Below are 15576 nucleotides of genomic sequence, written 5' to 3' on the forward strand. Positions count from 1 at the left end.
ATCAGGCCGGGACGGACTGTGCCTTCTGGCTGCGCGACCAGACGCGGTGCGCTTTCATCGCCTGAGTGAACTCAGACATCAGCGCGCTCTCCGCCGAGTCGCCCTGCACAATACCTTCTTCCTGATCCGCATCCTCCAGACCAAACTGTGCTTTAAAGCGGCGCGCTTCGCCCACCAGACCAATCACCTTGAGGTGCTTGTAGGCTTCCAGCAGGAAGTAACGGGCATCGCCGCTCAGCAGCAGGGCATCGATATTGCCATCCGGCACCATCACCGCATCAAAGGTCAGAGAGGGCAGACCGGCGAACGTCGCATCGACCGGCAGCACTGAACCGTCATCGGCGCGCACCTGGCCCATATGCGGAGCCAGCAGTTTGGCGTGAACACCCACCGCTTTCAGCGCCTGCAAAATCGCCAGCACATCAGCCGCCTTCACACCATCGCTGAGCAGCAGTGCGACCTGGCGACCTTTGATCTCGCCATCCGGAATGGCGTAGAGGCTCAGGCTGTCATCTTTGGTCAGGCCATTCACCGGCGCAGGCGGCTGAATGTTGAGCTGCTCATCCGTCAGAGCGAGTCCCAGGTTATCCGCCACGCCCTGCGCCAGTTTAGTATCGATGCGTGCCAGATGATCCACCACACGCTCACGGATATAAGCACGCGCCACTTTACTCAGTTCAAACGAGTAGGCGCCAATGATGTGCTGCTGCTCGACCTCAGTCTGGCTCAGCCAGAACAGGCGCGGCTGCGCATAGTACTCACCAAATGAGGGGCTGCGCTCGCGCACTTTATGGCCCTCAATCCGCTCCTGATAGCTCTCGAAGCCGCCGCCTTCTGCAGCAGGTGGGGTTTCACGCGGCCAGTTATCGTTGATCGAGTTCGGCTCGTAGTTCGCCGGATTGGTGTCGATATCCTGACGATGCATGCCCTGGCGCTGGAAGTTATGGTACGGGCAGGTAGGACGGTTGATCGGGATCTCATGGAAGTTCGGTCCGCCCAGACGACTGATCTGCGTATCGGTATAGGAGAACAGACGACCCTGTAACAGCGGATCGTTGGAGAAATCGAGGCCCGGCACGATATGACCCGGGTGGAACGCCACCTGCTCGGTTTCAGCAAAGAAGTTATCCGGATTACGGTTAAGTACCATCTTGCCGACAATCTCAACCGGCACCAGCGCTTCCGGGATCAGCTTGGTGGCATCCAGAATATCGAAGTCAAACTTGAACTCATCCTCTTCCGGGATCAGCTGCAGGCCCAGTTCATATTCCGGGAAATCACCCGCTTCAATGGCTTCCCACAGATCGCGGCGATGGAAATCGGGATCGCGACCGGTCAGTTTCTGTGACTCGTCCCATAGCAGCGACGCTTTACCGGCCACCGGCTTCCAGTGGAAACGGACAAAGGTCGCTTTACCTTCAGCGTTAATCAGGCGGAAGGTGTGAATACCAAAACCTTCCATGGTGCGATAGCTGCGCGGAATACCCCGGTCAGACATCGCCCAGATAACGTTGTGCATGGTTTCCGGCTGCAGAGAGACGTAATCCCAGAAGGTGTCATGGGCGCTCTGACCCTGCGGGATTTCGTTATGCGGTTCCGGCTTAACGGCATGCACAAAGTCAGGGAACTTATGCGCATCCTGAATAAAGAACACCGGTGTGTTGTTGCCCACCAGGTCAAAGACACCCTCTTCGGTGTAGAACTTGGCGGCGAAACCGCGAATGTCACGCACGGTATCAGCCGATCCGGCACCGCCCTGAACCGTGGAGAAACGCACGAAAACTGGCGTGGTCTGCTCGGGATCGCTGAGGAACTGCGCTTTGGTCAGATCTTTCAGGGAGCGGTAAGGCTGAAAATAGCCGTGTGCGGCAGAGCCACGGGCGTGAACGATACGTTCCGGGATACGCTCATGGTCAAAGTGCGTGATTTTCTCACGCATAATAAAGTCTTCCAGCAGCGTCGGACCGCGCGAACCGGCACGCAGTGAGTTTTGATCGTTGGCAATGCGTGTGCCCTGGTTGGTGGTGAGGGCGCGGTCGGTGCCGTTTTTGCGGCTGGCTTCAAGCTGGTCAAGTTTGGCGTTGTGCGTCTGAGGCGCTTTCAGACTGCCTGGGGCGGTGGGCTGCTTGCCTGGCGGAGTCGGTTCGGCTGGGGGCTGATGCGAACCATCTTTTGGTGCCAGTGAACCCAGACCCGGCTCTGAGGATTCCGGACCTGTGGTCGGGGCGCGCTCGCTCAGGGGTTTCTTCTCTGTTTCTTTCGACATTAATTCATGCTCCAGCTGTTATTTTACTTTCGACGACACTAAATATAGAACAACCTGAACAATACTGAGGTTAAATCGGGCATTTAACTGTGACGACTGTGCCTTTTTTGTCCGCCAGAAATGCGCACTTATCTCTCAATCCGGATTATCGCTTCGCTTATTCATGCCTTGTGCCGTCTGGCTTAACGGCGTTCCAGCCCGCGCCTGCTATACGGAAAGTGAGCTTTCAGAGGATGCAGAACCTGACGCCGCTGGAGGCGTTCATTGCCTGATGCAAGGCATTAACCGATTAATAAAATTAATGCTGGCGTTTGCTGCTTTTGGTTGAAGTTAGAAATGTTATATCATAACATTTCATTTTGTAACGTTGACCGGGGTATCAGACTTTGATGAATCATGCAGGTAAATGGATTGGGCTACTGGGCGCACTGTTAGTCAGCCAGCCGTCGCTGGCACACGGCACGCATGCACATGGAAAACCGCTGTCAGCCCTGGAGCAGAAAGCGGCAGAAGGGGTTTTTGCTGACAGCGATGTGAAAGATCGTCCGCTCGCTGACTGGGATGGCCTGTGGCAGTCGGTTTATCCGCTGCTGCAAAGCGGGGAGCTGGACTCGGTCTGGCAGAAGAAAGCGCAGCAGGATCACAGCAAAACGGCAGAGGAGTATAAAGCGTATTACCGCAAGGGCTACGCCACCGACGTCGATACCATCGGTATTGAAAATGGCGTGATGGAGTTCCACATCGGCGACCAGGTCAGCGCCTGCCACTACCGGTATGCGGGCCACAAAATCCTGACCTATGCCTCAGGTAAAAAAGGGGTGCGCTACCTGTTTGAATGCCAGGACGCGGGCAGCAAAGCGCCGAAATATGTGCAGTTCAGCGACCACACCATCGGGCCGCGTAAATCTGCCCATTTCCATATCTTTATGGGCAACGATTCTCAGCAAGCCCTGCTGGCGGAAATGGATAACTGGCCGACCTATTACCCTTACCAGATGATGAACTCACAGGTCGTGGAGGAGATGCTGCACCACTGAGTGCCGTGATCGGATGACCCGCTGGTCAGGGCGGGTACAGAGCGGTTATGCTCAGTTTATCCGGTGGGATAGCCGGGCGCACCGTTTAGAGGAGATGTTAAACGATGAGTAAGAAATCAGTTGCGTGGACGACGGCCCGCAAAGAAATTTTATCTGATCCGGCTGTTCGCGAACATTACGAGGCAGAAGTTCGGGCAGAGCACCTGCGCGAGCAGTTAGCCAAATGGCGGGAAAGCGCCGGAATGACCAGCGCTCAGGTCGCGGAGGCGCTCGGTGTCAGCCCGTCGGCAGTGTCACGCACCGAGCGTCGCGCAGATAAAGCCACAGTTGAAACACTCGCCCGCTATGCCCGTGCCTGTGGCGTTGAAAATCCCCAGATCTCTCTTTGATTGAGAGATGACGGCAGGTGCCAGAACAATGCTGGCCCTGCTATTTATCTTGCCTGCTATCAAGCAAACTTTCTTTCCGGTGCACACGTATCCCCTCCACGGGTTTTATCCCACCCAGGCCGGGCGGCGCGAGGCGGGTATACCCTTAACCACACGCTGATACGAATCCTCAACCAGCTGCTGAATCAAGCCAGGCGAGAGGTCGTCACCGGGATAGGCCGTGATCCAGTGACGTTTATTCATATGATAACCGGCGGTGATCGAGGGATAGATCACCCGGTGCAGCTCCGCCTGCTGCGGTTCGCATTTCAGGGTGATAATCGGCACACCCCGTAGTTCGGTCAGCAGTAAAAACACTTTTCCACACACTTTATAGACCTGATGTTCCGGCCCGAATGGATAGCTGCATTCAGCGGCGGGCAGCCGCTCAGCCGCTTCAATGGCGATGCGCTGGATCTCATGGCCCTGCATAGTGAGTCTCCCTGTAATTATTCAGCCTGAGTCTGCGGCCCGCGACTGGCTGGTCGCCAGGGGCCTGTTACACTTCTGATAAGCATAAATCAGGAGCAGACATGAAATTAGGCTTTGCATGTAAGTATCTCAACAGCGATGGCAAACAGTTTTTCCCGTTTCGCGCCACCACCCGTAAACGGTTTCTGAGTTTATCGCACGATGAACGCAATCAGCTGATCTATGAGATTACCGTCACCAACCTCAACAATCTCTACCTGACGCTTGAGCATCTGGCCACCTTACCTGAGCCACTCAGGATGATGCGTATTGGCAGCGATCTGTTACCGCTCTATACGGTTCCCGAGGCCACGCCACTGTTCACCGAATTTCTGCCCGAACTCTATCCGCTCTTTGCCCGCTGTGGCGAGCTGGCGCGGGCGCATCATATCCGTCTCTCATTCCATCCAGGACAATATACCGTGCTCGCCTCCGATAATCCCGATGTGGTGGTGCGCGCGCTGGAGGATGTGGAGTATCACACGCTCTGCGCCTGTCTGATGGGATATGGCAAGACCTTCCAGGATTTTAAAATCAACATTCATATGAACGGCAAGGCGGGATTCGACGGTTTCAAACGGTCGTTTAATCAGCTCAGCCCGGAAGCGCGGCGGATGCTGACGGTGGAAAATGATGAGATCTCCTGCTCGCTGGATGACGTGCTGCAGGCAGCACCGCTCTGTCCGGTGGTGCTGGATATTCACCATCACTGGGTAAAAGAGAGTGAGTTTATTCAGCCGGATGACGCGCGTGTTGCCAGAGTGATCGATTCGTGGCGCGGCGTGCGGCCGGTGCTGCACTATTCGATTTCGCAGGAGGGGATGATTCCGCAGGAGGGCTGGCCCGATCAGCAGCAGCTGGGCGTGAGCAAAAGCAAGCTGCGGGCGCACTCTGATTACTTCTTTAATCCGACGCTGAATACGTGGGCACTGTCGTTTCAGGATTTCGATATCATGTGCGAAGTGAAAATGAAGAATCTGGCGCGGGAACAACTCTACCAGTGGGGGATAACGCAGAAGCTGATAGCTAATCCCCTGGCCGAAGCGACCAGGGAATCGGCGAACGTTAAATAATGGCCACACCGCCCGTCACGGCGATGGTCGCTCCTGAAATGTAGCTGGCTTCATCACTGGCCAGCATCACATAGGTTGCAGCCAGTTCTGCAGGCTGACCGGCACGCTGCAGCGGCACTTCGCTGCCAAAGTTCTTCACCTGTTCAACCGGCATGGTCGACGGGATCAGTGGCGTCCAGATGGGGCCAGGCGCGACCGCATTGGCACGGATACCTTTTTCAGCTAGTAAGGCTGCCAGGCCGCCAGAGAAATTAATAATGGCGGCTTTGGTGGCGGAGTAGGCGAGCAGCTTCGGTTTCGGCTGGTCAGCATTGATCGAGGCCGTATTTATGATCGATCCACCAGCAGGCATATGCCGTGTTGCCGCTTTAGTGATGTAAAACATCGCGTAAAGGTTGGTCTTCATGGTCCGGTCAAACTCTTCGTCGCTGATCTCATCCAGCGATTCGCGCGTCATCTGATACGCCGCGTTGTTCACCAGAATATTAATCTCACCAAAGGCTTCGACGGCTTTATCGACCAGGGCGTTGCAGTGTGACGCCTCAGTAATATCGCCAGGCACCAGAACCGCTTTCTGTCCCGCTTCTTCAACCAGCCGGGCGGTATCCTGCGCATCCTCATGTTCATCAAGATAGGAGATCAGGACATCGGCCCCTTCCCGGGCAAAGGCAATGGCGACGGCCCGGCCAATGCCGGAATCGCCACCGGTAATAATGGCTTTTTTCCCCGCCAGGCGGCCGGAGCCCTGATAACTCTGCTCGCCGTGATCGGGCTGAGGCTGCATAGCCGCGGTAGTGCCAGGCCAGGTCTGCTGCTGTTCGGCAAAAGGGGGTTGTGGACGCTGAGTGGATGACATGACTATTCCTCCGTCAAAAGGTGGGACAAGCCTGTCAGGGCATCAAACCCTGACAGGCGAGTAATTACAGTTTCGGTGGTGTAACGCCGTCAATCTGCTCAGACTGCGCACCAGAACCGGGACGGGCATTGCCGAGCAGTGGCTCATCGCCCAGCATATCTGGCTGCTGTTTCGCGCTGAACTGACCATGGCCATCGTAAGCCGGGCCACTGCTCCAGCGACCTTCCGGCAGCGGTTTATCCAGCGAGGTATTCAGACAGTAGTAAGAGTGCTCCTGCGCCTCATGCTCCTGCGGGAAGCTGTTCGGGATCGGCAGCGACGCGTTCAGTCCGCCCATCTCTTCGATCACCGCCAGCCACTGCTGCTGGTGCATAGTGTCACGGGCGATCAGGAAGGAGAGGAAGTCCTTCATGCCCTTGTCTTCCGTCATATTGTAGAGCCGGGTAGCCAGTACGCGGCCCGTGGCTTCTGCGGTGACGTTAGCCAGCATATCGGCCGCCACGTTGCCGGAGGCATAGATATGACTCATATCAAAAGGCATGCCGTTGGCGTTAACCGGCATCGCTGCCAGACCGGAAGAGAGGATATGGCGCGGGTTCATTCCACCCAGAATTGCATTAACCACCGGATCTTTCGCTGACGCTTCCTGGTAAGAGAGCGGGGCGCCTTCAAGGTTAAGCGCCACGGCGTAGCCCAGCATTTCGATATGGCTCAGCTCTTCGGTAGCGGTCGAGATCAGCAGATCACGAATCCGCACATCACCGCGCGCGCCCATCGCCTGGAAAAAGTATTGCATCGCTACACGAATCTCACCTTCGACGCCGCCGATGGCCTGCTGGAGCAGCATGGCAAATTCTGGATCGGGTTTCTCTACACGAACCGGGAATTGAAGTTTTGATGAATGATGAAACATGATTATTTTCCTCGACTGTGTTTGCAGTGGATGCAGAAAAAGCCTGGACACAGATATCGGATAAATAAAGCGAAACGACAGCAATTAACCGGAATTTCAGGTTGAATAAATGGCGAAAACGGTGTTTTCCGGAGCTATATCTGGTCCGGTGGGGCAGGCAATCTTAGCGGTGTGAAGGGGACAAGTGATTCAGAGCAGGAGGAATAAAAAAAGCCCCATAACAGGGGCTGATTCCGGACGGGAAAAGCATCCATGCTAATTCGCGTTCCCTCATAACAGACACAGATTTTTAGCTGTCGCTGGTCGCCGAAGCGCGCTGCAGAACATGTTCAAGCGCCTGACGGTAAATATCCTGCTTAACCACGTCACGCTCACTCTCCAGGCGGTGAATCAGGCCCAGCACAATATCTTTATCGGATACATGGGTTTTCGCATGGGCGAGCTCGGCATGGACTGCGGCGATAACCTGTTTTTCAGTGGTCAGCGCTGTGCCAGAGTTCATGAAGTAATCAGAAATCTGAGACTCTGTATTCATCGTTGTTTGCATGTCAGGCCTCATAAGAAATGGGGGGAAGAACGCGTCGATTCAGATCCGGTTACCGGCTGACGCAAAAAAAAAATGCATCTGAAGGTGGAAATCCACAACACCTTCAGATGCGGTGCAAAGCACCTTTCGTTACAAGTGATTTAACATCACGAGACAAAGTTATACAAGAATCGCAAAGTTGTACAATGAAATTTGACAAAATTTAACTGGTCGGTGGTGTATATAAAAAGCATGTTTAAAGTGAAAAAAGAGGTTTTCGATGGTTAATTGAATAAATACAGTGGGTTGGTGAGATTTTCAGAGGGGTGGCGATTTTCAGACCAGCAGGCTGGGGATTGTGCTGACGACACATAAATGCGTTAAAATCGCTTTTTTCCGCAGATTTCAGCCAAAGTTGTACAGGTTTCAGCGCTGGAAAAGTGGCGGGTGCGATTGTGCTGCTGCAATCCTGGCCGTCTGACAGGCCATGCCGCATAATTCACTTCCCACGCCTGATGCAGAAGGCTAAGGTTGACCCCTTATTTATCACAAGGAAATGATCATGGTTCACGACTATTTCGCAATTCCGCCTGCGGGCATGACTCAGGAACAACATAAACGTTCGGTCGCCGTGGCTGCTGCTCTGTCAGTGGCAAAAGAGTCCGTCAGCGCCTCCACCTCTGCAACCGGCTCAAAAACCGCCTGGGATCTGCAGGCCGTGGCGAATGAAGTTGCTAATCTGGCCGACGCGATTCAGGATGCGCTGGAGAGTGACAGCGAGGTGTAAATACTAACCGGTATCGTCTGAGGCTGCTGCGGAGGCGGTGCAGGACAGGGCGGTGGCAGCGTTCAGGAGCCGGTAAAGTCCGGCAATCGGACGCTGCCGGAAAATCCGCTTATTCCATTGCGGGTGGCTCATATTTAATATACTGACGCAGGGCATCATGGATAGCCTGGTTATTGCCCTCTTCCAGACCGCGTTCGGCATACTCTTTCGCCAGCGCCGCCAGTACATCGTCAAACTTCCCTTTGTAATTGAGATTATTCAGCGCAATTTGCTGACCGAGTATCGCTTTTAATACCGTAGTCTCAACCCTTAACTGCGCAACTGCCTCTTCAAGATGTTTGATTCGATCGTCGTCTGCCATAATCCCTCCATGCTTAAAAAAGCAGAATAACCAGCCCGCCCGTAATATTCAAACCTCTCCGAATGCCAGAGAAGCGTTGTCAGATTTTCCTTAAGTAAAAATAATCAGCCGGTGAATTTATAAGATTCTTTACTGTAAGAAGAAATCGACGCTATTCCGGCGGTGCGGCGAAAGTAACCCGTTTCCGCTTACTCTGACGGCAATGCGAAAAAACGTTTAAAAAAAAGTGCATTACCATCAACCCTTTCGCTTAAAGATGTTCCATGTCACTTGATTAAAAGGGGGATTAGCTATTACTGTGTTTATATACAGTAATCTGAAAAAGGAGCGAAATTATGGAATTCATTAAACCTGCGGACATTCGTGCCGTTATGCCTTTACCGCTATATATCGAACGTGTGCCGTGCGGGTTTCCATCCCCGGCGCAGGATTATGTCGAACAACGTATTGATCTCAATGCGCTGATGGTCCAGCACCCCAGCGCCACCTATTTTGTCCGGGTCAGCGGCGAGTCAATGATTGAGGCGGGCATCAATGATGGTGACATGCTGGTGGTCGACAGTTCACTCACCGCCTCACACGGCGATATTGTGGTCGCCGCGGTCGAAGGTGAATTCACCGTTAAACGTCTCCAGCTTCATCCCTGTCTGCAACTGATGCCGATGAATACCAAATTTAAACCGATCGCTATCCAGACCGAAGATGCGCTGGAGGTGTTTGGCGTTGTGACCTTTGTTATTAAAGCGACCCACTGACCATGTTCGCGCTGGTCGACGTAAACAGCTTTTACGCGTCGTGTGAGACCGTTTTCCGGCCCGATCTTAAAGGTAAACCGGTAGTAGTGCTGTCGAACAACGACGGCTGCGTGATTGCGCGCAGCGCCGAGGCAAAGAAAGTCGGCATCAAAATGGGCGCGCCCTATTTTAAGATGCGTGAAGAACTAACGCGTCACGCGGTGCAGGTCTTCAGCTCAAATTATGCGCTCTACGCCGACATGAGCCATCGGGTGATGACCATACTGGAAGAGATGGCGCCGTCGGTGGAGATCTACTCGATCGACGAGGCGTTTATGGATCTCACCGGCGTGCAGAACTGTATGGCGCTGGAGACCTTTGGTCGCCAGGTCAGAGAACGAATAGGCAAAGAGACCCATCTGACCGTGGGCGTCGGCATTGCACAGACCAAAACGCTGGCCAAGCTGGCGAATTTTGCGGCCAAAAAGTGGAGCAAAACCGGCGGCATTGTCGACCTGTCGGACCCTGAACGACAAAAAAAGCTGCTGGCGCTGATTGATGTGGCGGAAGTCTGGGGCGTGGGTCATCGGATCGGCAAACGGCTCAACGCCATGGGCGTCATGACGGCGAAAGATCTGGCCGATCAAAGCACCGAGGCCATCCGCAAACAGTTCAGCGTCGTGCTGGAGCGCACTGTCAGAGAGCTGCGTGGCGAATCCTGTCTGGAGCTGGAGTCAGTGACGCCGGTAAAACAGCAAATCATGTGTTCGCGTTCGTTTGGCAGCCGTATCTCCGACTACGATCAGATGCGCGAGGCTGTCTGCGCGTATGCCGAGCGCGCGGCGGAGAAGCTGCGCCGTGAGAATCAATATTGCCGTCAGGTAGGGGTATTTGTGCGCACCAGTCCGCATGCGACTGACGAACCCTTTTATGGCAATCAGTCGATGGAGCAACTGCTGATTCCGACGCAGGACACACGCGACATCATCAGAGTTGCAATGGCGTGCCTGGATAACATCTGGATTGAGGGACATCGCTATATGAAGGCCGGCATCGTGCTGGGGGATTTTTTCAGCCAGGGCGTGGCTCAGTTTGATCTGTTTGACGAACATCAGCCACGCCGCAATAGCGAAGAGCTGATGAAGCTGATCGACACAGTCAACAAGCTCGGCAGCGGGAAGTTGTGGTTTGCCGGGCAGGGGATCAACAAAGCCTGGTCGATGAAACGCGAGATGCTGTCGCCTGCCTATACCACCCGGATAACCGATCTGCCTGTGGTTGCGCTTAAGTGAAGGCTGACCCGATGTTCCTCTGCTGCTGAAGCCGCGGCCTCTGCTAAAAGCTTTTTTTATCACGCGATTAAAGTGGCAGGAAGTTATGCTTTGCCTGACCCGATGAGTAGTTTTTCATCGGGTATTTTAAGCAAATTACCAGGTAAATATAATGGATTTCAGGCAGTTTGAAGCCAGAGTGATGCTCTGGCCCGCAATACATTTCACAGCAATCATAAAATCCCGCCATCATGACGAATATGAGATTTATGCGATCGACGATAACAGCAATATAAAAACCCGACTCTTTCTCTGTTTTGCTGACAATGAAAACCACGCCAGCCTGCTTATTAAGCAATTTACGTTATGGCTGATAAAAATAAACGCGCTGAAGCGCAGCCAGCAGCGGGAAAAAGGCCGCACAGAGACAACATCCTTATCTGAATGAACCGCGTCCGGCTTGCACCGCAGACCAGACGGCGGCTGGTCAGACAGCGGCGAATCATATTAATGCGTCCGGGAAATAACGGACCGTCTGCGCGTGACGGGTGACGGACGGCCTGGCTTGTTACCCGCGCCTGGGATAGAATCGCCACTGATTTTGACAGCAACACACCCCCCAGGCCGGTAGCAATGATCACGACAGCCAAAACGTATAAAAACAAAGAGCGGGGACGCCCCAGAGAGTTCGGGATCGAACAGGCTCTGGATCACGCCATGATCGTTTTCCGGCAAAAAGGGTATCACGCGGCCTCAATGAACGATCTGGGTGAGGCGATGCATCTCTCCGCAGGCAGCATCTATAAGGCGTTTAAAGATAAGCGCTCGCTCTTCCTGCTGGTATTCGAACGCTATCTGTTGCTGAGAAATAGTGAGTTGCACCGTCGTCTGGCACCCTGTGCCAGCGGGCGGGGGAAAATAACCGAGCTATTGCAATTCTACCTGGATTCGGCACGTGCCACAGAAGGGCGTTGCGGCTGTCTGGTCGTCGCCAGCGCGATTGCGCTGCAGACGATGGATCAGCCACTCGCGCAGCGCATTGATGAGGTCGTTCAGCGTAATCAACGCTTCCTGGTCTCGCTGCTGGAGCTGGGACAACAGGATGGATCTATCGATAACACGCTGGACAGCGAGGCGGCAGCCGGTTTAATTCTCTGTATTGCTTTTGGATTGCGGGTGTCAGGTAAGGTCAGCGATGTGACTAACGAAGAAAAGACGCTGGCGCTGGCATTGAAAGTACTGGGGTAACCAGGCAAGGCCGCTCAATCAGTAAACAGACTTCCCGGACCTGGGCTTCCAGACAGAGAAATTCTGCACTTTCCTTTCCCCCCATCTGATTATGTGCCAGGCTTTCACGCTTTATCCTGTAGCGAAGAAAATTAAGGCGCGTTTCGTGAAAACCTCAATCTTACTGACACTTGTGGCAGCCATTGGCTGTTCTGTTTTTGCTGCCCGTGGTGGGTTTGAAACCCCTACAGCGAAACATCCAAAAACGCTGCAGGTGACTGAAAACGGGGAGCCGCTGACGCGCTGAGCGTGACGGCAGGTGGGGAGAAGCCGACGAAGGCCGGTTAACGGCCAGATGGCAGGCCGATGAGTGCAGAGCAATAGCACTCATCAATCTGCGTGGAAGCCGTTTCAGGCCGACACGGGAGCCGGGTGCAGAGCGTTGCAATTCACGTTCTGGTCACGTTCTGGCCGACATGCACTATTCCACTGCCACGCTGTCCCTGCTTCTCTGGCTGAGAGGCCAGGCGCGCGCCCGGCACCCAAAATAAACAGCAATGACCCGCACATAACTAACGATAATCTTTAAGATTAACCGGCGCCTGTCCGGTCTCGACCAGCCAGTTTAATTCGGCACGGTCGCGCGTTGAGGATTCGATAAAACCTTTGAGCCAGTTCCGCGCATCGGCAATCTGCGTGACCCGCTCATCGTTGCGCTCCTGTTCGGCCATTTCGCTCAGCTGGCGAATCAGTGCTACCAGCGTAATCTCCTGTTCGTCAAAAGCCAGATTAATTGCAGCTTCACCAAGAATCATATGACCCGTTGTTTTGTCGTGATAAACCATCTGCACCCTCCTGATTAAGTAGCGATATAAAGAGTCTAGTTAAAGGCGCTCTGGACTAAAAGGTGGGAAACAGCAGGGCGCTATGATTAAAATTTACCGAAAATAAAGTGAACCTTTAATCGAGGCGGTAAACCACTCATATCAAAGCATAAAAACAGGCTGAGGTTTTTTGTGAGAAATAAGCTGAGCTATTATGCTGGTTAAAAAAGCTGGGAGTTGCCGGAAATTCAGATAAGGGCGGAACGGCGCATTTCGTTATCAGATTATTATCTGCACCACTATCCGCACGGTTGCCTGCCATATTATGGCCACGCCGCAGCGGATATTTCTGATTTATAAACCACCGGGGAATAAAACCGGGCCTGTGCGCCACTTCGTGCCAGGCGCAGACAAAAATAAAGCCGCTCGTGGGCGGCTTTATTCATCGGGCAACAGCGATCGGATTATTTCTTCGGTACTTCAGAGACCGCTTTAACGTCCGCTTTATTAATCTGCTGCTTCACGCCATTTGCATCGGTATAAGCCAGCAGGCCGGCATCCGATTCAGAAGGCTTGCCATCACTAATAATGGTGCGTCCATCGTTAGTCTGAATCGCATAACTGGTACGGGTGCAGCCGGTTAATACGGTCATACCAATCAATGCGGCGAGAGGTAAAATCAGCGCTTTTTTCATCTTATTCACCTTATATTAGTTGTCGAGTTCACTCATATTACTGATCTCATTACGATTGATCTGCTCAGTTTTTCCTGTCTGAGCATCGCGGTAAGAAACCAGACCAGTATCTGAATCAATCTGCGGTTTGCCATCGGTGACAATCGTGCGGCCATCGGTGGTCTTAATCGACTGGTTTGAGGCACAACCTGCCAGCGTACCTAAAGTGAGAGCCAGCAACGCGACGGCTGACAGGGATTTCATTTTCATTTTCATTTTTTCTGCTCCATGAAGTATATCCGAACGTTTACAGCATAGTCGGCTTTATCAGGTTTGCTGGCCCTGTCGCGTCTCGCTGCCTGTTTTTTAAACAAAACCGGAGTGTGTGGTGCTGATTAGGGGGGATGACGGCGTGAAATAGCATTTATTGCAAATGTACCCAGCCGTTCTGTGCCATTTCAGCAGAGGATGCGCTGTACCGAAATAAGGTCGATGCTGATGCGGGAAATAAGCACGGCAGCCAGAGCGGATATTTCCGTAAAAGCCAGAATAGCGGTGCGGAAATAGTCAGCATGTGGGTGAATGTCTGGCGGGATTCACAGGTCCGATACCCTGAAGGCTATCGGACCCGTGGAGAAGGGGATCAGAGGATGGAGTCTTCGCCCGCTTTGGCGGCCGCTTTTTCTGCTTTCATGGCGCTGACCGGGTCTGATGCGCTCAGCCAGCGGTCAAATTTCTGGTAGGTGTCGATAAAGGTTTTAAAGTAGCTGCTGGCGATGGTGGCATTCTCTTTGTGGTTCATAAACGCCACTGCCAGCTTAAATGCATCTTCGTTATCAAATTTCATGTTTGTCTTCCTCGCTTAAGATCTATAGAGCGTAGCCTGAGAACGCGGCCTGTGCATTCAGACAACCGTCTGAAAAGGCGTAATAATTCAGCCTGACTGACAGCATCTGCCAGATTGGCGTGGATTCCCACTTACTTCGCGCGCAATCCTTCTTATAATGCCAGCTTCACTCGTGAAGGAGACCCGCTTATGTTGAAAGGATTAACCGTTGCCGCGGTGCTACTGCTGTCAGGCTGTAGCCTGATGCATAAACAGCCGCCGTCGCCGCAGACCCTGCACTATCGCTGCGGAACCATGCCCCTGACCGTGACGCTGGACGAGGCGCAGCAGCAGGTCAGTTTCATCATGGATGGGCAGCCTCTGACGCTGAAGCAGACGGTATCCGCGTCCGGCGCACGCTACAGCGATAACACCTATGTGTTCTGGTCCAAAGGAAACGGCGCATTTATCGAACGTAACGATAAAATTGTCGTGAATGATTGTGAGCTGCAACCTGCCAGCTGACTTGTTATCTGAATAGGCGAGCATTATGAGCGACAGCGAAACGCTACACACCATTGCCCATCTGCGGCGTGAATATACCCGCGGTGGATTGCGTCGTAAGGATCTGCCGGACGATCCGATCGCGCTGTTTGAACAGTGGCTAAGCCAGGCCTGCGAGGCAAAACTGCCCGATCCTACCGCCATGACCGTGGCAACCGTGGATGAGCAGGGCCAGCCATGGCAGCGTATCGTGCTGCTGAAGCACTACGATGCGCAGGGCATGGTGTTTTACACCAACCTCGGCAGCCGTAAGGCGCTACAGCTGGCGCACAATCCGCGCATCTCTCTGCACTTCCCGTGGCACTATCTGGAGCGTCAGGTGATGGTGCTGGGTGAAGTGGAAAAACTGTCGCCCCTCGAGGTGCTGAAATATTTCCACAGTCGTCCGCGCGACAGTCAGATTGGTGCCTGGGTGTCGAAGCAGTCGAGCCGTATTTCGGCACGCGGTATTCTGGAAGGAAAGTTCCTGGAGCTTAAACAGAAGTTCCAGCAGGGCGAAGTGCCGCTGCCCAGCTTCTGGGGTGGCTACCGGGTGAAATTTCACACGATGGAGTTCTGGCAGGGTGGCGAACATCGTCTGCACGATCGTTTCATCTATCAGCGCGATCACGACGGCTGGAAAATCGACCGTCTGGCACCCTGAATCTGCGCGATTCGCCCCTATCAGCGCTGGCACAGAAAGCGTCAGCGCTTTATGCTATAGCCCTGATTTTTTTCGATTCCGCAACTCAGCGGAAA

Annotated in this window: 20 protein-coding genes; 10 read left to right on the forward strand and 10 right to left on the reverse strand. The window is 53.6% G+C overall.

Translation table 11 applies throughout. The features are described 5' to 3' along the window. Position 1 precedes the first annotated feature (1 nt). Positions 2-2266 carry a catalase HPII gene (katE, locus tag HFD87_RS04485; protein ID WP_010245500.1) on the reverse strand — a complete coding sequence of 755 codons (2265 nt, stop codon included), beginning with the start codon at positions 2264-2266 and terminating at the stop codon, positions 2-4. Between the two features lie 389 nt (positions 2267-2655). Between katE and zinT the strand changes: the two genes are divergently transcribed. Both zinT and HFD87_RS04495 read left to right on the forward strand, forming a co-directional pair. Then, entirely contained in the window at positions 2656-3303 is a 648-nt protein-coding gene (gene zinT / locus HFD87_RS04490; RefSeq protein ID WP_167423095.1) for a metal-binding protein ZinT, read from the forward strand. 104 nt (positions 3304-3407) lie between these two features. Next, positions 3408-3692, forward strand: coding sequence for a helix-turn-helix transcriptional regulator (locus HFD87_RS04495; protein WP_010245485.1), 285 nt, complete (start codon positions 3408-3410; stop codon positions 3690-3692). 105 nt (positions 3693-3797) lie between these two features. Here the strand turns inward: HFD87_RS04495 and HFD87_RS04500 are convergent, their stop codons facing one another. Beyond that, a complete protein-coding gene (locus HFD87_RS04500) occupies positions 3798-4163 on the reverse strand; it encodes an MmcQ/YjbR family DNA-binding protein (protein WP_010245482.1) in 366 nt (121 codons plus the stop codon). Positions 4164-4264: 101 nt separating this feature from the next. On the opposite strand from HFD87_RS04500, the gene HFD87_RS04505 reads away from it, so the two are divergent. Beyond that, positions 4265-5275, forward strand: coding sequence for a UV damage endonuclease UvsE (locus HFD87_RS04505; protein ID WP_033767127.1), 1011 nt, complete (start codon positions 4265-4267; stop codon positions 5273-5275). Here HFD87_RS04505 and HFD87_RS04510 read toward each other — a convergent pair. The 3 genes from HFD87_RS04510 to HFD87_RS04520 form a co-directional block, all read right to left on the reverse strand. Then, on the reverse strand, positions 5268-6131 hold the full coding sequence (locus HFD87_RS04510) for a glucose 1-dehydrogenase (protein WP_167422994.1): 864 nt from the start codon (positions 6129-6131) through the stop codon (positions 5268-5270). The genes HFD87_RS04505 and HFD87_RS04510 overlap by 8 nt on opposite strands. A gap of 64 nt (positions 6132-6195) precedes the next feature. Then, a complete protein-coding gene (locus HFD87_RS04515) occupies positions 6196-7044 on the reverse strand; it encodes a manganese catalase family protein (RefSeq protein WP_132498555.1) in 849 nt (282 codons plus the stop codon). 289 nt (positions 7045-7333) lie between these two features. Further along, positions 7334-7591, reverse strand: coding sequence for a biofilm development regulator YmgB/AriR family protein (locus HFD87_RS04520; protein WP_022625723.1), 258 nt, complete (start codon positions 7589-7591; stop codon positions 7334-7336). Positions 7592-8132: 541 nt separating this feature from the next. On the opposite strand from HFD87_RS04520, the gene HFD87_RS04525 reads away from it, so the two are divergent. Beyond that, positions 8133-8357 (forward strand): hypothetical protein, encoded by a 225-nt coding sequence (locus HFD87_RS04525; protein ID WP_010245468.1) that lies wholly within the window; start codon positions 8133-8135, stop codon positions 8355-8357. 109 nt (positions 8358-8466) lie between these two features. On the opposite strand, the gene HFD87_RS04530 is transcribed toward HFD87_RS04525, so the two are convergent. Then, positions 8467-8718 carry a hypothetical protein gene (locus HFD87_RS04530; RefSeq protein ID WP_010670062.1) on the reverse strand — a complete coding sequence of 84 codons (252 nt, stop codon included), beginning with the start codon at positions 8716-8718 and terminating at the stop codon, positions 8467-8469. 335 nt (positions 8719-9053) lie between these two features. Here HFD87_RS04530 and umuD point away from each other — a divergent pair, with 335 nt between their 5' ends. The 4 genes from umuD to HFD87_RS04550 all read left to right on the forward strand — a co-directional run bounded on the left by umuD (position 9054) and on the right by HFD87_RS04550 (position 11971). Then, the gene (gene umuD / locus HFD87_RS04535; protein WP_010245460.1) at positions 9054-9473 is read left to right on the forward strand and encodes a translesion error-prone DNA polymerase V autoproteolytic subunit; all 420 of its coding nucleotides are present in this window, start codon (positions 9054-9056) and stop codon (positions 9471-9473) included. Positions 9474-9475: 2 nt separating this feature from the next. Then, a complete protein-coding gene (umuC, locus tag HFD87_RS04540; RefSeq protein ID WP_010245457.1) occupies positions 9476-10744 on the forward strand; it encodes a translesion error-prone DNA polymerase V subunit UmuC in 1269 nt (422 codons plus the stop codon). Between the two features lie 151 nt (positions 10745-10895). Further along, positions 10896-11171, forward strand: coding sequence for a hypothetical protein (locus tag HFD87_RS04545; protein ID WP_033767133.1), 276 nt, complete (start codon positions 10896-10898; stop codon positions 11169-11171). 185 nt (positions 11172-11356) lie between these two features. Further along, positions 11357-11971, forward strand: coding sequence for a TetR/AcrR family transcriptional regulator (locus HFD87_RS04550; RefSeq protein ID WP_167422995.1), 615 nt, complete (start codon positions 11357-11359; stop codon positions 11969-11971). 551 nt (positions 11972-12522) lie between these two features. Here the strand turns inward: HFD87_RS04550 and HFD87_RS04555 are convergent. The 4 genes from HFD87_RS04555 to HFD87_RS04570 all read right to left on the reverse strand — a co-directional run bounded on the left by HFD87_RS04555 (position 12523) and on the right by HFD87_RS04570 (position 14295). Beyond that, positions 12523-12795: a hypothetical protein gene (locus HFD87_RS04555; RefSeq protein ID WP_022625718.1), complete on the reverse strand. Its 273-nt coding sequence runs from the start codon at positions 12793-12795 to the stop codon at positions 12523-12525. A 443-nt stretch (positions 12796-13238) separates the two neighbouring features. Further along, a complete protein-coding gene (locus tag HFD87_RS04560; RefSeq protein ID WP_010245445.1) occupies positions 13239-13469 on the reverse strand; it encodes a YgdI/YgdR family lipoprotein in 231 nt (76 codons plus the stop codon). 15 nt (positions 13470-13484) lie between these two features. Then, positions 13485-13718: a YgdI/YgdR family lipoprotein gene (locus HFD87_RS04565; RefSeq protein ID WP_039391948.1), complete on the reverse strand. Its 234-nt coding sequence runs from the start codon at positions 13716-13718 to the stop codon at positions 13485-13487. 373 nt (positions 13719-14091) lie between these two features. Next, the gene (locus HFD87_RS04570) at positions 14092-14295 is read right to left on the reverse strand and encodes a hypothetical protein (protein WP_003848989.1); all 204 of its coding nucleotides are present in this window, start codon (positions 14293-14295) and stop codon (positions 14092-14094) included. 189 nt (positions 14296-14484) lie between these two features. Here HFD87_RS04570 and HFD87_RS04575 point away from each other — a divergent pair, with 189 nt between their 5' ends. Both HFD87_RS04575 and pdxH read left to right on the forward strand, forming a co-directional pair. Next, positions 14485-14799, forward strand: coding sequence for an MliC family protein (locus HFD87_RS04575; protein ID WP_010245432.1), 315 nt, complete (start codon positions 14485-14487; stop codon positions 14797-14799). Positions 14800-14824: 25 nt separating this feature from the next. Continuing rightward, the gene (gene pdxH / locus HFD87_RS04580) at positions 14825-15481 is read left to right on the forward strand and encodes a pyridoxamine 5'-phosphate oxidase (protein WP_010245431.1); all 657 of its coding nucleotides are present in this window, start codon (positions 14825-14827) and stop codon (positions 15479-15481) included. The last annotated feature ends 95 nt before the right edge of the window (positions 15482-15576 follow it).

The sequence above is a fragment of the Pantoea sp. EKM21T genome (genome assembly GCF_011800405.1).
Taxonomy (GTDB): Bacteria; Pseudomonadota; Gammaproteobacteria; order Enterobacterales; family Enterobacteriaceae; genus Pantoea; species Pantoea agglomerans.